Here is a 15,923-nt window from a genome sequence, read left to right as displayed (position 1 = left end):
TTGTATAAACCACAAGAGGTGGACTAAAAGGTGGTCTGAAAAATAGAAAATCAAATAAAAAATTATATATTTCAATATGTTAAAGAGAAAAAATGGTGCCCAAAAGAGGACTCGAACCTCCACGCCTTACGGCACAGGTACCTGAAACCTGCGCGTCTACCAATTCCGCCATCTGGGCTTATAAAATTCATCTAAGCGCATGAAGCAACTCTGTCAATAAAATTATAGAATTTATTTTTTCAGCTTAAAACGATAGCATTGAACTTTTAAGGGAGATCATGATTTTAGAAGTTTAAGGTGTGAGGACTGTCTTTGATAAAATTGTTGAATCCGGATTAAATGTGTAAATAATAGGAATGCCGGTCGCTAATTCTTGAGATATAATTTCCTCACCGGAGAGACCTTCAAGCGCCATAATAAGAGCACGAAGAGAATTTCCATGTGCTGCGATCAAAACAGTTTGGGAGCGCAAAATATAAGGCTGGATATGGTAAAGATAATAAGGCCAGATGCGCGCACCGGTATCGCGTAGGCTTTCTCCATTCGGCGGCGCAATCGTATAGGAGCGGCGCCACATTTGCACTTGCTCCTGCCCCCATTGTTGGCGTACTTCATCTTTATTTAAACCAGAAAGATCACCATAATTACGTTCATTTAATGCGGGATTTTTTATCACTTCTAAATCTGATTGTCCCATTTGCTCTAAAATGTGCTGAGCGGTTTTTTGAGCTCGCTGTAAGGCAGATGTATAAGCGATATCAAACCTCAAACCATATTCTTTCAGTTTTTTTCCTGCTGCTATCGCTTCTGCATGACCTTTTTCTGTTAAATCGGGATCTTTCCAACCGGTAAAAAGGTTTTTGAGATTCCATTCACTTTGTCCATGACGAATTAGTGTAAGTATGCGTCCCATTATAAATTGCCTCTATTCTATTGATTGTTTAAAATTTATCGTTCAATCCCAAAACATCGAACATTGAATAAAGACCGCTTTCATGATTTTGTGCCCATAAAGCTGCTTTTAATGCGCCATTGGCAAAGATAGAGCGTTCTTGCGCTGTGTGTGAAAGAACAATGCGCTCATTGGGACCAGCAAAAATGACACTGTGTTCTCCAACAACTGTCCCACCACGTGAACAAGAAAAGCCAATGGTGCCTTTTTTGCGTTTACCTATATGACCATTGCGTTCGTTGACACGCACATTTTTAAGCATAACATTGCGCCCTTCAGCTGCTGCTTGGCCAAGAAGAAGGGCTGTTCCAGAAGGAGCATCAACTTTGTTAGCGTGATGCATTTCATAAACTTCGATATCAAAATCATCGGCTTCTAATGCTTTAGCGGCTTTCTTTACAAGGTTGGCTAAAAGATTTATTCCAAGGCTCATATTCCCGGATTTGACAATAGTTGTATATTTCGCAAAATCTGCAATTTTTTCTTCTTCTGTTTTGCTAAATCCTGTGGTGCCAATAATATGGACAAGGCTTTTTTGAGCAGCGTAGTTAGCATAAAGAATACTGGCTTCTGGTTGTGAAAAATCTAAAATACCTTCTGTATTAGAAAAGGCATTTTCGGGATTGTCAGTGATACTAATCCCAAGAGAATCTGAACCAATTAATGCACTGGCATCTTTTCCTACAAACGGTGAGCCTTTACGTACAAGAACAGCACAAAGCTCTACATCTTTCCTCTGCTGGATTGCTGTAATGAGTTCACGTCCCATTCTTCCATTTGCACCAACAACTGTAAGGCGCATTTTTATCTCCTTATGATACTTTACTGTGCAGTATAGGCAAATTCTTGCCTTCTTTCCAATGGTTCTTTTTCTTTATAGAAAATTTTTTTCCTGCTTTAATTTATCTTGTTGTGCTCTAAAACACTGTCGTTTAGAGCAAGTGATATAAGATCTACAAATTTAAATAGAGATGTTTTTCGTTAGAGTGTGTGATGAATATTCTTAAGTAAGGTTTGCTTATGAAACCTAATGAAGATTGTGTATTACTTTACGCTTTTGTTTCTTTCGTTCTTTAAAGGAGAGCGTTCTTCATGCAAAATAAGATCTTCCAAACAAAATAGACCTATATTGTCAATTCATGCGCTTTTCTTAAAGAAATATATTTATCAATTCTTCTAAACTTATTTTATGATAGTGCTCGTGAGTGGTATCACGAGAGAGTATCCATGAATAATATAAAATCTATTTTGCGCCACTATCTTTATGCTTCATGAATAGAGCAAATCAGCATTATCATACGTTTTGTTAGCCTTTAATGTTTTAACAATTCTTGGCACTTAGTCATTTTCACTCATCAATTCCATTTGTGACGCATAAGAAAACGATTATTTATCATTGTATATCAATATGTTATACATAAATAAAATCACGTAAAAAGGAGTAAAAACAAGGGGCTAACAAGAAGTTGGATTGTTTACACACGAGAGTTGGCCGGATTCTTCATCTTTTAGGAAAGTCAGTTGAAAAAATTGTTATGTTGTAAAAAACGCATGATGAGGCTTTGTTTATTATAGAGAAAATAGGATATATATTATGCAATGCGTTTTTTCATATATTGGGAAGAATGGAGTATAACATGCGTTAAGTATTGTTATTTTATTTGCCTAGCTTCCAATGATGCTACAGTTCTTGTATTTAAAGAGAGTCTTTAAAATCCTTTCTTAAGTATTTTTTATCCCTGTGCTGATCTTTTTTGTGACACGATAAGAAAGTGATTTTTGTGATTCAATTATAATGGGTTTTATTCTCTGTTTAATGCGATCATAAATCAATGTATTATTATATTGTTTATACGCATGCATAAAAATTCATAAACCTATAAATATCCTTTAGATAGAATATCACTTTTATTTTTGTTTGTGAGAGAAGGCTAGAAATCAAGATCTGCATAGTGAGCACTTGCAACAATTCCGCGGACGCGATCTGTTAAAAGAGAACGAAAAGAAGGGCGTGATTTAATTCTCATATACCAGTCTTTGGCAGCAGGAGATTGTTCCCAGTCAATTTCCCCTAGAAAGTCAAGTACAGAAATAGAGGCTGCTGCTGCTAGATCTGCATAGGACAAGGCAGAACCGACTAAGCTATCGCGAGAGGCGCAGAGCCAATTGAGATAGTTCATATGTGGTAAAATATTGGCACGTGCATTGCGTAAAATTTGTGAATTAGGAGCACCACCGCCAATGGCAAGTGGCATTTCACGTTTATGGATTCGTTCTCGTACGATATGGCGCGTTGCTTCATTTTCGAATTTATTTAAGAACCAGTCATTGAGACGGCGTACTTCCGCACGATCTAAAGGATTTTCCGGAAAGAGCTTATTTTCTTGTCGTAAACTTCCATGTGTTTCGTCTAAATATTCGCAGATAACAAGAGGACCTGATAATGGAACCTCGTGTTCATCGAGAAAAACAGGAACATGACCAGCGGGATTGAGGGCTAGAAATTCGTGTCTTCTTGCCCATTCATATTCTTCAATCAGTTGAATAGTTACACCATATTCCCCAAGAATGAGGCGTATGAAGCGCGAGGCAGCGGATAGGGGAGAGTGAAAAAGTGTCAGCATAATTTACACTATCAAATAGAGTTGAAGAGAATTCTTTCAAGTAATCATTTTTATAAAGATGCTTGACTAGAAGTACAAGATCATTAGTAGCTGCTAGTAATTATAATTAATAAATTGTTAATGACTAGGAATTGTTCTCTTATGCGATGGTTTGCAAAATGGCAGCACGTAATTCCTCTAAACCGATAGCTTTTTCTGAAGAGGTTACAAGAAGCTCAGGATAAGCTGCTGAGCGTTTAAGAAGCTTTGTTTGTGTGCTCATAATTAATTTTTCCAAGGCATTTGATTTGATTTTATCGCTTTTTGTCAAAACAATGTGATAAGAAACAGCTGCTTTATCAAGGAGAGCAAGAACATCTTCATCATTATTTTTAATTCCGTGCCGTGAATCAATCAAGATATATACACGTTTTAACGTTGTGCGCCCCCGTAAATAGCTAAAAATCAAATTTGTCCACGCATCAACAAGATTTTTAGGAGCAGCAGCAAAACCATAACCAGGCATATCTACTAATGCTAGAGGGGGAAGGTCTCCTAGTTGCCCACTGAATCTATCGGGGACAAAATAATTAAGCTCTTGAGTCCGTCCTGGTGTATTTGAGGTACGTGCTAAGCTTTTTTGTTGGACGAGTGCGTTGATTAAAGATGATTTTCCAACGTTGGAACGTCCTGCAAATGCAATTTCCGGTGGTCCTTCGGGGGGGAGAAAGCGTATTGCTGGTACACCACGAATAAAAATCCAATTACGAGAAAAAATTCCAGAAAGGGAAGAATCTCTTGTCATTCATGCACTTCTTTTTTGGGTGATCTTCTCCAGATGGCTTTCAGATTATCAAAAAGCTCAATTTTAACTCCTTGGCGCTTCATCATGATACCTTGCTGAATAATTGATAATATATTATTCCATGCCCAATAGATGACGAGACCAACAGGGAAAGAGGCGAGCATAAAAGTAAAGACAACAGGCATCCATGTGAATATCATCGCTTGGGTTTGGTCTTGAGGAGCAGGATTCATACGCATTTGTAAAAACATCGTTATTCCCATAATCAAAGGCCATGCACCAATCAGAAGAAATGTTGGCGTTGTATATGGCAAGAGACCAAACAAGTTAAAAAGAGAAGTTGGATCGGGTGCCGCTAAATCTTTAATCCAGCCAAAGAAAGGGGCATGGCGCATTTCAATGGTGATATAGAGAACTTTATAAAGAGCAAAGAATATTGGGAATTGAACCAACATTGGCCAACAACCAGCAAGGGGATTAATTTTTTCGGTTTTATATAGTTCTATTATTGCTTGTTGTTGCTTGGTTCTATCATCGGGATATTTTTCTTTTATTTCTAGCAACCGCGGTTGTAAAAGCTTCATGCGTGCCATAGATTTATAAGATTTATTGGCTAGAGGAAAAAGAAGAGTTTTTAAGAGCACCGTGACAAGAAGGATGGCGATACCAAAATTTCCTGTTTGTTTATAAAGAACATCAATGAGAGAAAACATTGGTTTGGTGATGAAATCAAACCAACCCCAGTCAATTAAAAGAGCAAACTTTTTGATTTTTAGATCATTTTGATAGTTATTAATAATTTCAACTTGTTTTGCACCAGCAAAAAGCCGATTTGTAATAGTTTTTGTTTCATTTGGAGCAATCGTTAAAAGCGATCCTAGCAAGTCAGACTGATAATGCGTTTGCAAACGATCAAAATAAATAAAACGGCTTGTATATTCTTTATTTTGCGGGGGAATAACTGCTACAGCCCAATATTTATCGGTAATACCAATCCAACCTCCTGTTACTTTGGAGAAAGTCATACTTTTCTGCCCATTATCAGGATTCGGGTCAAGCTCTGCTAAGGTTTTATATTTTTCAGTTTTGAGCGAATCTCCTGCAATACCTACCATACCTTCATGAAGTAAATAGGTTGCATTTGTATGTTCTGGTGGTGCTGCACGTGCAACGCGGGCATAGGATGAGAGATATATTGGTTGATCACTTTCATTGCTGATAGAATCTTCAATGGTAAACATGAAATGATCATCAACAGAAAGAATACGCCGGAAGATCTGTCCTTGTCCATTATTATAAATTAAAGTGATGGGTGTTGAAGGAGTCAGGATTGTATTGTTTCCCTCTATTTGCCATTGTGTATCCGATTGTGGCAAAGCTTTTGCTGGTAAAGATGCACTTGCAAAACCAAATTCAGCAAGGTAAGTCGTTTTGAAACCCTTAGGATTCAGCAAATCGATTTCCGGTGATTTTTTATCGACTGTTAAACGATATTTTTTGAGGTGAAGATCATCAAATTGTGCACCAACAAGATTAATAGAGCCTTCCAGTTCATTGGTTTTGATCGCAATACGCTTTGTTTTGGCCAATACAGCTTTCCGGATTTCAGGTGTCATTGGCTGTTCGATGATAGATGTTGCTTGATGCGTTGAGGTATCGTCAGAAAAATTCGTCGTGGTAGTAGAAAGGGTTGATTGTTGTTTTGACAATTGCTGTGCGATGACTTGTTGTTTTTGTAACTTTGCTTGTTTGGGAGCAACATGAAGAAATTGCCATGCGATGAGCACTACGAAAGATAAGCCAATAGCGATAAAGAAATTGCGGTTATATTCCATCCGTACACCCTTGTTGTTGTTGCTGATGTTTTATTTTTGGTTTTATTCGCCGATTTAATTCACTAATTAAGGATGTAAAAGGCGCATGTAACGCATCACGATATGCTACAATGACATAGTCTGTTCCTGCTTCCATGTGGTTTGTTACACCAACTCTTACGGCTTCACGCAAGCGCCTTTTGATACGATTACGTTTCACAGCATTACCGTTTTTACGAGTAACAGTGAATCCTACACGTGCAACAAGAGAATCTTTTCTTTCTGTTGTTTGTTCACGAGATTTAACTTCGAGCAAAAATAAAGGACCACGCCGCTTTTCTCCTGTACGGACAGCCAAAAAGTCTGCTCTTTTGCGAATACGACAGGGATGTTTTTTCTTCATAAAAGAACATTTCGCAATTTCACTAAATGCCTGCAAGCAGGCATTAGAGGTTCATAACAAAAGTTTCACAACAAAGAAATGGTGAGCAATCCTCAACGGTTGTGAAAATTTAAATGGTTAAGCAGAGAGCCGCTTACGTCCACGAGCACGTCTTGCAGCAATAACTTTACGTCCTCCAGCTGTAGCCATGCGTGCACGAAACCCATGGCGGCGTTTACGGACAAGTTTAGAGGGTTGGTAAGTACGTTTCATTTATTTAAATACCGCGGAGTGCGGCCCTTCTTAATCTTCGTTTTATGAGCAGTTATGCGCGAGATGAACGATTTTATCATATCATACGGCTATTAACCCATAAGGAAAAATATAAAAAAAGTCAATCTTAGATTGTTTTTCTGGCTCTTGAAAGAATACAAAACACCTTATAATTGTCTGTGATACTTTTTTTTACGATACTGTAAGAGTGTCAGAAATAACGATTGAGTCTATAGAAAATAAATGACTAGGGACTTAAAGAATTAAAGAAGATGTGACTGATTATTGTATACTCAATTTAAAGTATCCTTTAATATTAAAAAATTTTTTCAGTTTTTGTTTTTACAAAATTTTTATCAGAACATTCATTAAAGTGGTTGTAGACAAACACGATTGATAGGATTTTATAGCAGATTTTATGTTTGAGATTCTTTATTTAAGGATGGTTTCATATTTTTAAAGAGAAAAGATATAAGTAATTTATACTTTATAATTTTGAGTAAAGTAGAAAATTATCAGGTGATGAACCTGTAAGTATTTTTCGTTCTTATGCTTATATTTGCTGGTATTTTTATAGAGAGGAAAGAACGTGGATTCTATTACAAGTGAGGCTGTCCGCAACGTATTACGTAAAATCAAAGGACCAGATCTTGAAAGTGATATTGTGTCGTTGGGGCTTCTTTCTGAAATATTGATTGCTGATGGTAAGGTTTTTTTTTCCATTACAGTTCCTGATGGAGGTGTGCAAGAATGGGAATCATTGCGTCGTTCTGCTGAAAAGATGGTATGTGCTTTGGAGGGAGTGGAATCTGTTGTTGTCACACTTACAGCAGAAAAAACAACAAAGGCAGCACCTAGACGGAGAGCAAATCTCTTACCGATCAAAATGCCCATAGAAGGTGTGCAGCATGTGATTGCTGTTGCTTCTGGAAAAGGAGGGGTCGGAAAATCGACGATGGCAATAAATATCGCCTTAGCTTTACAAGATTCTGGTTTCAAGACGGGGGTGATGGATGCTGATATTTATGGTCCATCTTTGCCGCGTTTGACAGGACTTGTTAATCAAAAACCACAGCTCATTGGAGAAAAAAAAATTCAACCTCTTGAAAAATTCGGACTTAAATTGATGTCGATGGGATTTTTGGTTGAGGAAGAAAAGCCGGTAGTATGGCGTGGTCCTATGGTTATGGCAGCGGTAACGCAATTGTTACGAGACGTTTTATGGGGACCTCTGGACGTTTTAGTCGTTGATATGCCGCCCGGTACAGGGGATGCACAACTAACGCTTGCACAACAGGTACAATTAACAGGTGCGTTGGTTGTCTCTACGCCCCAAGACCTTGCTTTAGTGGATGCGCGTAAAGCAATAGAAATGTTCATGAAAGTCAATGTTCCTATTTTAGGAATCATTGAGAATATGAGTTATTTTATCGCTCCTGATACGGGAAAACGCTATGATATTTTTGGCTATGGTGGTGCACGGGCAGAAGCGGAACGTCGAGAAGTCCCTTTCTTAGCGGAAATACCGCTTGATGCAGCTTTACGATTTTCTTCAGATGAGGGGATCCCTATTTTTGTTGCTAAGCCTAGTGAAGAGCATACTAAACTGTATCGTAAAATTGTTGATCAAATAAAAAATCAACTTTTTTAAATGGATGTTTGTTTAAGAGAGTTTATTAAAACACAATTATGGAAGACGTAAAAATAGTTGCTTCTTTGTAAGGGGAAGTTTTAATGTGTGAGTGGAGTATATAGGTTAAATAAACAAAAAATTATTCATACGTTTGGGTAACCTGAAGGGGACCCAAATTAGAAGAGATAGAGCCATGAGGTAGAAAAAAATATTGGACTTGAGGCAAAAAGAAGAAGACCGAAAATAAAAATATTTTAGAAAAATTGTAAAAGGTTGTAAAAAATATTTTAAAAATCATTTTTTGATACGAGTTTTCTTGATATAAATCTCAACATTTCTTTTTAGAAGCATTCATTTTTTGCAAAGTAGCCTCAAGAGCTGTTGTTAAAGCATTCCTTCCCCCTTGATGAGAAAAGTAATTTGACAAAAATTCATTTGTTCCACCCTTTGTTGAAAACTCTTTTTCAAGCAGTGCAAAATCGAGAGATACAGAACGATCCGTTGCTATAGTTTTACGCATTTCATCTGTAAGATTTCCAAACATCATGGTAAGGAATTCTGCTGATTGCTGTTTTTTTAACCCTTGTGTTATAAACCATTGATGGGCAGTTTCTATAAAATTAAAATATACTCCCATAAGTGAACCAGCTGTCATAAAAAGATTAAACTGCTCTTCCTTATCCAGCACCAATGTGCCCCCCAATGCATCAAATAAAGTGCGTAAAAAGGGATGATTGGGATAGATTGGTGTCAAATTTTTGCATTCTGCAACAAAAGGTAATGGAACAGCACGATAAACTTTATGATTAATCCACTTTTCTATTTCTGCTGCTTTTGCCATAGCAAGTACGGAAATAACCAGCTGTTCTGGACGAAAACGAAGAGAGCACAAAACGTCTTCTGCAATTTGGTTGGGCAAGCAAAGAAAAACACAATCACTAACATCGAGCAACGCTTGGTTATTTTCAGCAATCATAACTTTATCATAAGTGCGTGAAAGGCGCTTTGCTGTTTGTGCATTGCGAGGCGAAACAATAATGGAAGAAACATCAAAGTTGCTTTTCATTAAGCCATTCACCATTGAAGCACTGATTGTACCCGTTCCCAAAAAGCCAAGTCTCATTATCTATTTCTCAGTTTCATATTTTAAAAGGAATTTCAATCAACATTTCAGGTGTTTTAACTAACATAAACGCTAATTGAAGAAGCAACACATAACATAGCAAAAATAATCAAGCCCAAATAGATTTTAGGCTTGTCAAAGAGAACGGCAAAAGCAGAAAACCAACCAACAACAGCTGCGGCTAATGCAAATAAAAACCCCGGTTTATTCATAAGCACAATATGCATTGCCATTAAGCCACCAATAATTAGCGCTCCAAAAACAATGAGCAAACCTGTTGCAAACTTTTCATAATCATCCATATTTCGCTCCTTATAGCGCTTAATTATTACACACTTTTTAACGCATATGCACATAAAAACGAAATGTTTTTTATTGAATATGGTTAAAACGGGGGGTGCCGTTTATTGATTAGATGTAAAAAATGCAGGGATATGCTGTGGCCAACGCCAAGGTAAAATTGCAATTAAATCAAAGCGTACAGACAAAAGGGCATAATCTTTTTGCCGTGCGAGCCAAATATCGGCAGCTGCCTTAATTCGCTTTTCATTCATTCGGGAAACCGCTTCCATTGCTTCAGCCAACGTTGAACGTGCTTTAACTTCAACGATTAACACAAGATTTCCGCGTCGTGCAATTAAATCAATTTCTCCACATTTTGTTTTAAAACGCCTTTCGGCAATGTGAAACCCTTTGCAACGTAGCCACCAAGCTGCCAATTTTTCTGCACGAACCCCTCGATAAAAAGACTTTTGTCTGCGTTTTTTTTGTATCATTTTACGCATTTTTTAAAAAGATTAATCGCTGAAAAAGTTCCTGCTTTTTAAAACCGGTTTTTTTTGCAACAAAAGCTGCCGCTTGAGCAGCAGAATGTGTCCGTGCGCGTTCTAATAGCATTTCATCAATTTCTTGATCACTTATCACATTTAAAGAAGAAGATGATTCTCCAACAAGGACAACAATTTCCCCACGAATATGTGCTTGTTTTCTGTAATTTTCTAACAAATTTCCCAAATTGGAAACATCTACTGTTTCAAACTTTTTTGTTAATTCACGACAAATGGCAGCAGGTCGATCAGCCGAAAAAAGAGTGACCATATCCTGTAAAGTTTCAACAAGACGATGCGGTGATTCATAAAAAATCAAAGTTGCTGGAATCTCTTTTAATTGTTCCAACCGTTTTCGGCGCTGTAGCTTTCGTGCACTCAAAAAACCTGCAAAAAAAAAGCTATCAGTAGGAAGCCCTGTCGGTATAAGAGCGGCTAAAAGAGCGGATGCTCCAGGAATAGGAATAATTTTATGACCAGCTTTACGGGACTCTTCCACCAATCGAAATCCAGGATCAGAAATAAGTGGTGTTCCGGCATCTGAAACAAGTGCTACTGTTTTGTTTTCTGCTAAAGCCGCTAAGAGCTTCGGACCCGCTTTTTGCGCATTATATTCATGATAGAGAAAAGGTTTTTTTTGAATACCGTAACGTTCCAACAAAACACGTGTTACTCGCGTATCCTCACACGCTAAAATATCAATTCCTGCAAGTACTTGCAAAGCACGAAGCGTAATATCTGCAAGATTTCCGATAGGTGTTGCCACAAGATAAAGCCCTGATTCTATAACGGGTGCAGAATAAGCATGCGCACCTATAAAATATGCTTTTTCACACATGCTCTTTTCTTTTCATTAAACTCTCCTCACCACAAGATTTTTATCCATACTCATAAGCCATTTTGGCTCATTTTTTACCAGCACATTTTTTATCATTACAAAGGCTTACCTTACTCGAATAATCGATTACACTACAATAAGATAATTTCATATTTAACGTCTTAATTTAACATTATTATCTATTTTGATCCGCGTTATTTTTTCCAGTAAAACAAATTCCAAATGTAACCAATATTCTATCAGCCCCATGATTTTCTATAAAGTTTTTCCTTCGAGAACCAAAAAACAATTTTGCGCATGTTATCATCTCATGCTTGTTTGTGCTCTTTTAAAAGCTAAGCTTTTTAGATTATTTCCATAACGCCGATTTTTCAAATATTCTATTGATATCCAAAATATTTTTCTGAGCAAATGTAAATAACTCCTTTTGAAACACATACAGTTAACTGGCAGCTGACTGTATTGTTATTAATCAAATATAAGCTCTTATCAGAAAAATACTTTATTTTTTCATATTCTCTACAGCTTTAACAGTATACAGTATAATGAGTACCTTAGAAAAGTTTAAGGCTAAATTTTATCTTAAAGATTTGATTTATAATGGAGAATTTATTATTTTGCTTATTGATTAGGAGCTTTAAATATCGTAAAATTATCTTAGTTCTTCTTATAGTCAATTAATCAAAATCATTTTCGTGCATCTTGAAACCTTCTCAAAGCAAAGATTATCGCATCATTGGGGATCGCAGAGAAAATGATGCTATTAGCTTGTGCTTTTTATTTCGTAAATGTGGAACTGTTCGTTCACAGGAGTGCGTTATACCTTTTTCGGATAGTGTCGCGAAATAATTGTTTGATATGTGTTGAGAGCTATTCTTAAAAATAAGCCCATGACTGAACAACACAAGTTTGCTTTAATTTTGGATACCTTATTTTTTCTGAAGGATATGCTCCCATAAAAAAACGTAAGTAATAAAAGCGGGGACAATACGTTATCTCTTCTTTTTAGAGGATATTGTGATGCTTTTGAAAGTTTTAAAACCGAATGGACAGATGATAGTAAAGAGAAAAATAGTTTTTTTCCTTTCAGATTTCATATTCTTGCTAAATGAAGCTGTATTTTCGTTTCAGAGATTACTCAAATAGAATATGCAATATTTTTGCTCTAGCTACAAGAGCTGGAACGGCGTGCAGAGCTTTCATTCACCTTAATCTTTCTTTTAAATATACCACTTGTGTTCAATTTGGATGTTGATTTACAAGCAATAGCGAAAGCACAAGCTTTATAAAAAAACAACTCTATAAAACGCGTCATAGAGTGGTCATGAAAGCTATTTTGTTTTTTATCAGGTGTTTTGCTAATAGCGATAGTCTCCATGGCTTGGCATCTGCTTATTCTTACGGTATTTGTACACATTCATTACAGTATATTGGTAAAGGTTAGATGCAAGGCGATTATCCTTGATGCAAAAATAAAGGGTTAATGTGAGATTAAAGATTTTTTCGTGTCATTATCAGTAGAAACATTATAAAGGGCTTGAACAAGCATGCTCTTTATCTCTTTATCTCACAATGTTTTTTCTACATTCATTCGTGGTTTTTCTTGAGTGAGCATTACTTGACAAGTGTAGGAGAAAAAATAAACTTGAATTGTACCTCCGTAGGTTTTGCTCTTGGCTAGTTAAAACGATTGATGTTTCTTATGAGAGGGCTAAAAGCATTTTGGATCATATGGGAGAGGGGGTAAAGTAGAACAGGCTTACTTTCCTTCAGGTTTTCGAGAACCGCGGCTGTTCCTTTATCGCAGAATTGTCATGAATATATTCATTATTGTTTTGTCATTTAAATAAAAAAATTTTGATAAAAATATGTTATGTTTTTCTATTGAAAAAAGTCATGCGGTAGGGAGAGTATTTTATATGAGAATAGAGTTCTTTTTACATTGTGAAAGAACGTATGCAGGAAGATAATTGATAGATTTCTGATCTGAGGGAAATATTTTTATCCATTGCGTTTTGTATATTTCAATTTTAGGAGAATGAACAATGATTATACATTGGAAAATTACATATTGGGATAGAAGGGGCCCTCATTGCCTTGCGGACAGATCCAAGTGATATTTTGGTTTGGGTCTTTGATGTCACACGTTTTACAATGTATACAATTTGAAGCGTTGATCATATAAGTCAGATGATCATTATACTCTAGCCACTCGTAGACAGCGGCGGGGCAATAGTTTGTGGAAGGTCCTCCGTAGATTGCATATTCAGAGTCCTTTTGCTTTTTTAATGAGGCTATTTTTAAATGGCAAGGTTGATTTTCTTCATGATGCGTATTGGAAAGGGCAACACTTGAAAGGCGATCAAAGGTTATAACGCCATCTGGTTTTGGGTAAGCAATGGGTTGAAATTTTTCTGCTGATTCAAGGCATGCATAATCTTCCTTTCCATGGGAGAGTGTTTTAAATAAGGAAAATCCGAACAGTTGTTGCCACCACATATCAAAACCGGCAAGTTTAATTCCATATTTTGTCCCATATTTTGCCCAGAGCGGTTTGGCATTTCGCACTTTATAAAGATCTTTGCCAATGAGCCCTTTTCGCCATTGTTCTTCGATTTCTTTAACCTCATCATGGGCACGCCCTTGTGCAAGAGCGGTAGCGATTTTATCGGCAGCTAATATGCCAGATAAGATGGCATTGTGTGATCCTTTGATACGAGGAACATTGACAAATCCAGCAGAGCAGCCAATAAGTGCCCCACCAGGAAAGGTGAGTTTTGGTACAGATTGCCAACCTCCTTCGCTGATAACACGTGCACCATAGGAAAGACGCTTTGCACCTTTAAAGATTTTATAGAGTTTTGGATGTGTTTTAAAACGTTGAAATTCTTCAAAGGGAGAAAGATAAGGATTTTTATAATCTAAGTGCACAACAAAACCGACAGAAATGATATTGTTTTCTTGGTGATAAATAAAGCCACCGCCACCGGTATTATTGTCTAAGGGCCAACCCGTGAAATGTTGCACTAAACCGCGTTGGTGTTTGTTGGGATCAATTTCCCAGAGCTCTTTGAGACCAAGACCAAATTTTTGTGGTTCACGATTTTTGCTAAGGTTGAAATGTTGTATCAGTTGTTTTGCAATTGAGCCGCGTGCTCCTTCCGCAATTAAAGTATATTTTGCCAATAAAGCCATACCAGGCATATAATTTTTTCCAGGAGTTCCATCTTTGTTAAGCCCCATATCTCCGGTGAGAACACCAATAATAGCTCCGTTATCTTTTTGGATGATGGGTTCTGTTGCTGCGAAACCAGGATAGATTTCAACACCCAATGCTTCAGCTTTTTTGCTTAACCAGCGGCAAACGTTTCCAAGCGAAACGATATAACACCCGTCATTTGATAAGATTTTGGGATGCAGAATATTAGGAAATATTGTAGCCTTTTGAGGCTTTAGAAAAAAAAATTGGTCACGGGTAACAGGGGTCGTGAAGGGATGATCATTGTCATTTCGCCATTCTGATAAGAGTGTATCGATACCAATGGGGTCAACAACTGCGCCAGAGAGAATATGTGCACCAACTTCGGTCCCTTTTTCAACAATTGTGACAGAAAGCTCAGGATTAATTTGTTTAAAACGAATTGCGGCAGAAAGCCCTGCAGGTCCTGCTCCGACAATGACTATGTCAAACTCCATACTTTCACGTTGGTCATGCAGAGGTGCTTTCATGGCTTATAAAGCTTTCTCCAATTCTGGAATAATTTGGTGGAGATCACCTACAAGGGTGTAATCGGCAATTTGCATGATGGGAGCTTCTTCATCTTTATTAATGGCAACAATAATTTGTGCATCCATTATACCGGCTAAATGCTGGATTGCACCGGAAATGCCAACGGCGATATAGAGTTCAGGGGCAACGACTTTTCCTGTTTGTCCAATTTGCCAATCATTGGGAGCATAGCCTGCATCCACTGCTGCGCGGCTGGCACCTAAAGCAGCATTTAATTTGTTTGCAAGAGGAAGAAGCAGGGACATAAATTTCTCTTGAGAACCAAGACCACGCCCGCCTGATATAATAACACGTGCTGAGGTGAGATCAGGACGATCACTTTTGTTTGTCTCTGCTTTTACGAAAGAAGAAAGATTTGGATTGGGAGCTGGTGTTATTGTTTTAATGGGAGCAGAATTATTTTGGGAAGGCGTTGGGGTGAAAGAAGCGGTGCGAACTGTTATAATCTTTTTATAATCATTGGTGCGTACAGTTTCAAATGCATTGCCTGCATAAATTGGTCGTTTGAAGGTATTGGGTGAAAGAATGGCGGTAATATCTGAAATTTGCATAAGATCAAGAAGAGCTGCTACGCGCGGCATCACATTTTTCCCAGTACTGCTGGATGCTGCCATGATCACATCATAATCCTTTGCTAACATGAGAATTGTATCTGCCATAGGCTCGGCAAGTTGATGGGCTAAATAGTCTGCTTTTGCAATAAGAACTTGCCGCACACCATTAAGTTTAGCACTATTTTCTGCTATCGTTTGAATTTTTTCTCCGCAAACCAGAATATCGATATCATTACTGAGTACGCGTGCAGCGGTGAGTACTTTTGCTGTTTCTTCTGTATTATGATCGGCCAATAAAAGAATTGCCATAAGTTTTTGCCCTTTTATGT

At 37.4% G+C, this 15,923-nt stretch carries 14 protein-coding genes and 1 tRNA gene; 1 reads left to right on the top strand and 14 read right to left on the bottom strand.

What is annotated here, in order from left to right; translation table 11 throughout:
- Positions 1–93: 93 nt before the first annotated feature.
- The 8 genes from ACFIL2_RS04865 to rpmH all read right to left on the bottom strand — a co-directional run bounded on the left by ACFIL2_RS04865 (position 94) and on the right by rpmH (position 6,829).
- A tRNA-Leu gene (locus tag ACFIL2_RS04865) sits at positions 94–178 on the bottom strand.
- Between the two features lie 114 nt (positions 179–292).
- On the bottom strand, positions 293–913 hold the full coding sequence (locus ACFIL2_RS04860) for a 2,3-bisphosphoglycerate-dependent phosphoglycerate mutase (protein ID WP_375633246.1): 621 nt from the start codon (positions 911–913) through the stop codon (positions 293–295).
- A 28-nt stretch (positions 914–941) separates the two neighbouring features.
- On the bottom strand, positions 942–1,754 hold the full coding sequence (dapB, locus tag ACFIL2_RS04855) for a 4-hydroxy-tetrahydrodipicolinate reductase (RefSeq protein WP_375633245.1): 813 nt from the start codon (positions 1,752–1,754) through the stop codon (positions 942–944).
- A 1,129-nt stretch (positions 1,755–2,883) separates the two neighbouring features.
- Positions 2,884–3,576: a glutathione S-transferase family protein gene (locus ACFIL2_RS04850; RefSeq protein ID WP_375633244.1), complete on the bottom strand. Its 693-nt coding sequence runs from the start codon at positions 3,574–3,576 to the stop codon at positions 2,884–2,886.
- A gap of 139 nt (positions 3,577–3,715) precedes the next feature.
- A complete protein-coding gene (yihA, locus tag ACFIL2_RS04845; protein WP_375680635.1) occupies positions 3,716–4,360 on the bottom strand; it encodes a ribosome biogenesis GTP-binding protein YihA/YsxC in 645 nt (214 codons plus the stop codon).
- Positions 4,357–6,195 (bottom strand): membrane protein insertase YidC, encoded by a 1,839-nt coding sequence (gene yidC, locus ACFIL2_RS04840; protein WP_375680634.1) that lies wholly within the window; start codon positions 6,193–6,195, stop codon positions 4,357–4,359. The genes yihA and yidC overlap by 4 nt, the downstream gene beginning before the upstream one ends.
- A complete protein-coding gene (gene rnpA, locus ACFIL2_RS04835; RefSeq protein ID WP_015856278.1) occupies positions 6,185–6,577 on the bottom strand; it encodes a ribonuclease P protein component in 393 nt (130 codons plus the stop codon). Before rnpA ends, yidC begins: the two co-directional genes overlap by 11 nt.
- A gap of 117 nt (positions 6,578–6,694) precedes the next feature.
- Positions 6,695–6,829 (bottom strand): 50S ribosomal protein L34, encoded by a 135-nt coding sequence (gene rpmH / locus ACFIL2_RS04830; RefSeq protein WP_005864709.1) that lies wholly within the window; start codon positions 6,827–6,829, stop codon positions 6,695–6,697.
- A 589-nt stretch (positions 6,830–7,418) separates the two neighbouring features.
- Here rpmH and ACFIL2_RS04825 point away from each other — a divergent pair.
- Positions 7,419–8,480: an Mrp/NBP35 family ATP-binding protein gene (locus ACFIL2_RS04825; RefSeq protein ID WP_375633241.1), complete on the top strand. Its 1,062-nt coding sequence runs from the start codon at positions 7,419–7,421 to the stop codon at positions 8,478–8,480.
- A 310-nt stretch (positions 8,481–8,790) separates the two neighbouring features.
- Here the strand turns inward: ACFIL2_RS04825 and ACFIL2_RS04820 are convergent, their stop codons facing one another.
- The 6 genes from ACFIL2_RS04820 to ACFIL2_RS04795 all read right to left on the bottom strand — a co-directional run bounded on the left by ACFIL2_RS04820 (position 8,791) and on the right by ACFIL2_RS04795 (position 15,903).
- A complete protein-coding gene (locus tag ACFIL2_RS04820; protein ID WP_375634920.1) occupies positions 8,791–9,585 on the bottom strand; it encodes a pyrroline-5-carboxylate reductase in 795 nt (264 codons plus the stop codon).
- A 56-nt stretch (positions 9,586–9,641) separates the two neighbouring features.
- A complete protein-coding gene (locus tag ACFIL2_RS04815; RefSeq protein WP_330168884.1) occupies positions 9,642–9,887 on the bottom strand; it encodes a hypothetical protein in 246 nt (81 codons plus the stop codon).
- A 102-nt stretch (positions 9,888–9,989) separates the two neighbouring features.
- The gene (locus tag ACFIL2_RS04810) at positions 9,990–10,358 is read right to left on the bottom strand and encodes a YraN family protein (RefSeq protein WP_375633258.1); all 369 of its coding nucleotides are present in this window, start codon (positions 10,356–10,358) and stop codon (positions 9,990–9,992) included.
- Positions 10,359–10,362: 4 nt separating this feature from the next.
- Positions 10,363–11,250 (bottom strand): 16S rRNA (cytidine(1402)-2'-O)-methyltransferase, encoded by an 888-nt coding sequence (rsmI, locus tag ACFIL2_RS04805; RefSeq protein WP_375633239.1) that lies wholly within the window; start codon positions 11,248–11,250, stop codon positions 10,363–10,365.
- A gap of 2,064 nt (positions 11,251–13,314) precedes the next feature.
- Complete coding sequence (locus ACFIL2_RS04800; protein WP_375634918.1) at positions 13,315–14,979, bottom strand: 4Fe-4S dicluster domain-containing protein; 1,665 nt, start codon at positions 14,977–14,979, stop codon at positions 13,315–13,317.
- Positions 14,980–14,982: 3 nt separating this feature from the next.
- Positions 14,983–15,903 carry an electron transfer flavoprotein subunit alpha/FixB family protein gene (locus ACFIL2_RS04795; protein ID WP_375634916.1) on the bottom strand — a complete coding sequence of 307 codons (921 nt, stop codon included), beginning with the start codon at positions 15,901–15,903 and terminating at the stop codon, positions 14,983–14,985.
- Positions 15,904–15,923 lie beyond the last annotated feature (20 nt).

It is taken from the genome of Bartonella sp. AP30XZML (assembly GCF_042195945.1).
Taxonomy (GTDB): Bacteria; Pseudomonadota; Alphaproteobacteria; order Rhizobiales; family Rhizobiaceae; genus Bartonella.
This window is presented reverse-complemented; position numbering and strand designations above follow the sequence as displayed.

Bases quoted from the DNA above. Each gene is read 5' to 3' on its own strand.
- ACFIL2_RS04860 (WP_375633246.1), bottom strand. From the start codon at position 913: ATGGGACGCATACTTACACTAATTCGTCATGGACAAAGTGAATGGAAT.
- dapB (WP_375633245.1), bottom strand. From the start codon at position 1,754: ATGCGCCTTACAGTTGTTGGTGCAAATGGAAGAATGGGACGTGAACTC.
- ACFIL2_RS04850 (WP_375633244.1), bottom strand. From the start codon at position 3,576: ATGCTGACACTTTTTCACTCTCCCCTATCCGCTGCCTCGCGCTTCATA.
- yihA (WP_375680635.1), bottom strand. From the start codon at position 4,360: ATGACAAGAGATTCTTCCCTTTCTGGAATTTTTTCTCGTAATTGGATT.
- yidC (WP_375680634.1), bottom strand. From the start codon at position 6,195: ATGGAATATAACCGCAATTTCTTTATCGCTATTGGCTTATCTTTCGTA.
- rnpA (WP_015856278.1), bottom strand. From the start codon at position 6,577: ATGAAGAAAAAACATCCCTGTCGTATTCGCAAAAGAGCAGACTTTTTG.
- rpmH (WP_005864709.1), bottom strand. From the start codon at position 6,829: ATGAAACGTACTTACCAACCCTCTAAACTTGTCCGTAAACGCCGCCAT.
- ACFIL2_RS04820 (WP_375634920.1), bottom strand. From the start codon at position 9,585: ATGAGACTTGGCTTTTTGGGAACGGGTACAATCAGTGCTTCAATGGTG.
- ACFIL2_RS04815 (WP_330168884.1), bottom strand. From the start codon at position 9,887: ATGGATGATTATGAAAAGTTTGCAACAGGTTTGCTCATTGTTTTTGGA.
- rsmI (WP_375633239.1), bottom strand. From the start codon at position 11,250: ATGTGTGAAAAAGCATATTTTATAGGTGCGCATGCTTATTCTGCACCC.
- ACFIL2_RS04800 (WP_375634918.1), bottom strand. From the start codon at position 14,979: ATGAAAGCACCTCTGCATGACCAACGTGAAAGTATGGAGTTTGACATA.
- ACFIL2_RS04795 (WP_375634916.1), bottom strand. From the start codon at position 15,903: ATGGCAATTCTTTTATTGGCCGATCATAATACAGAAGAAACAGCAAAA.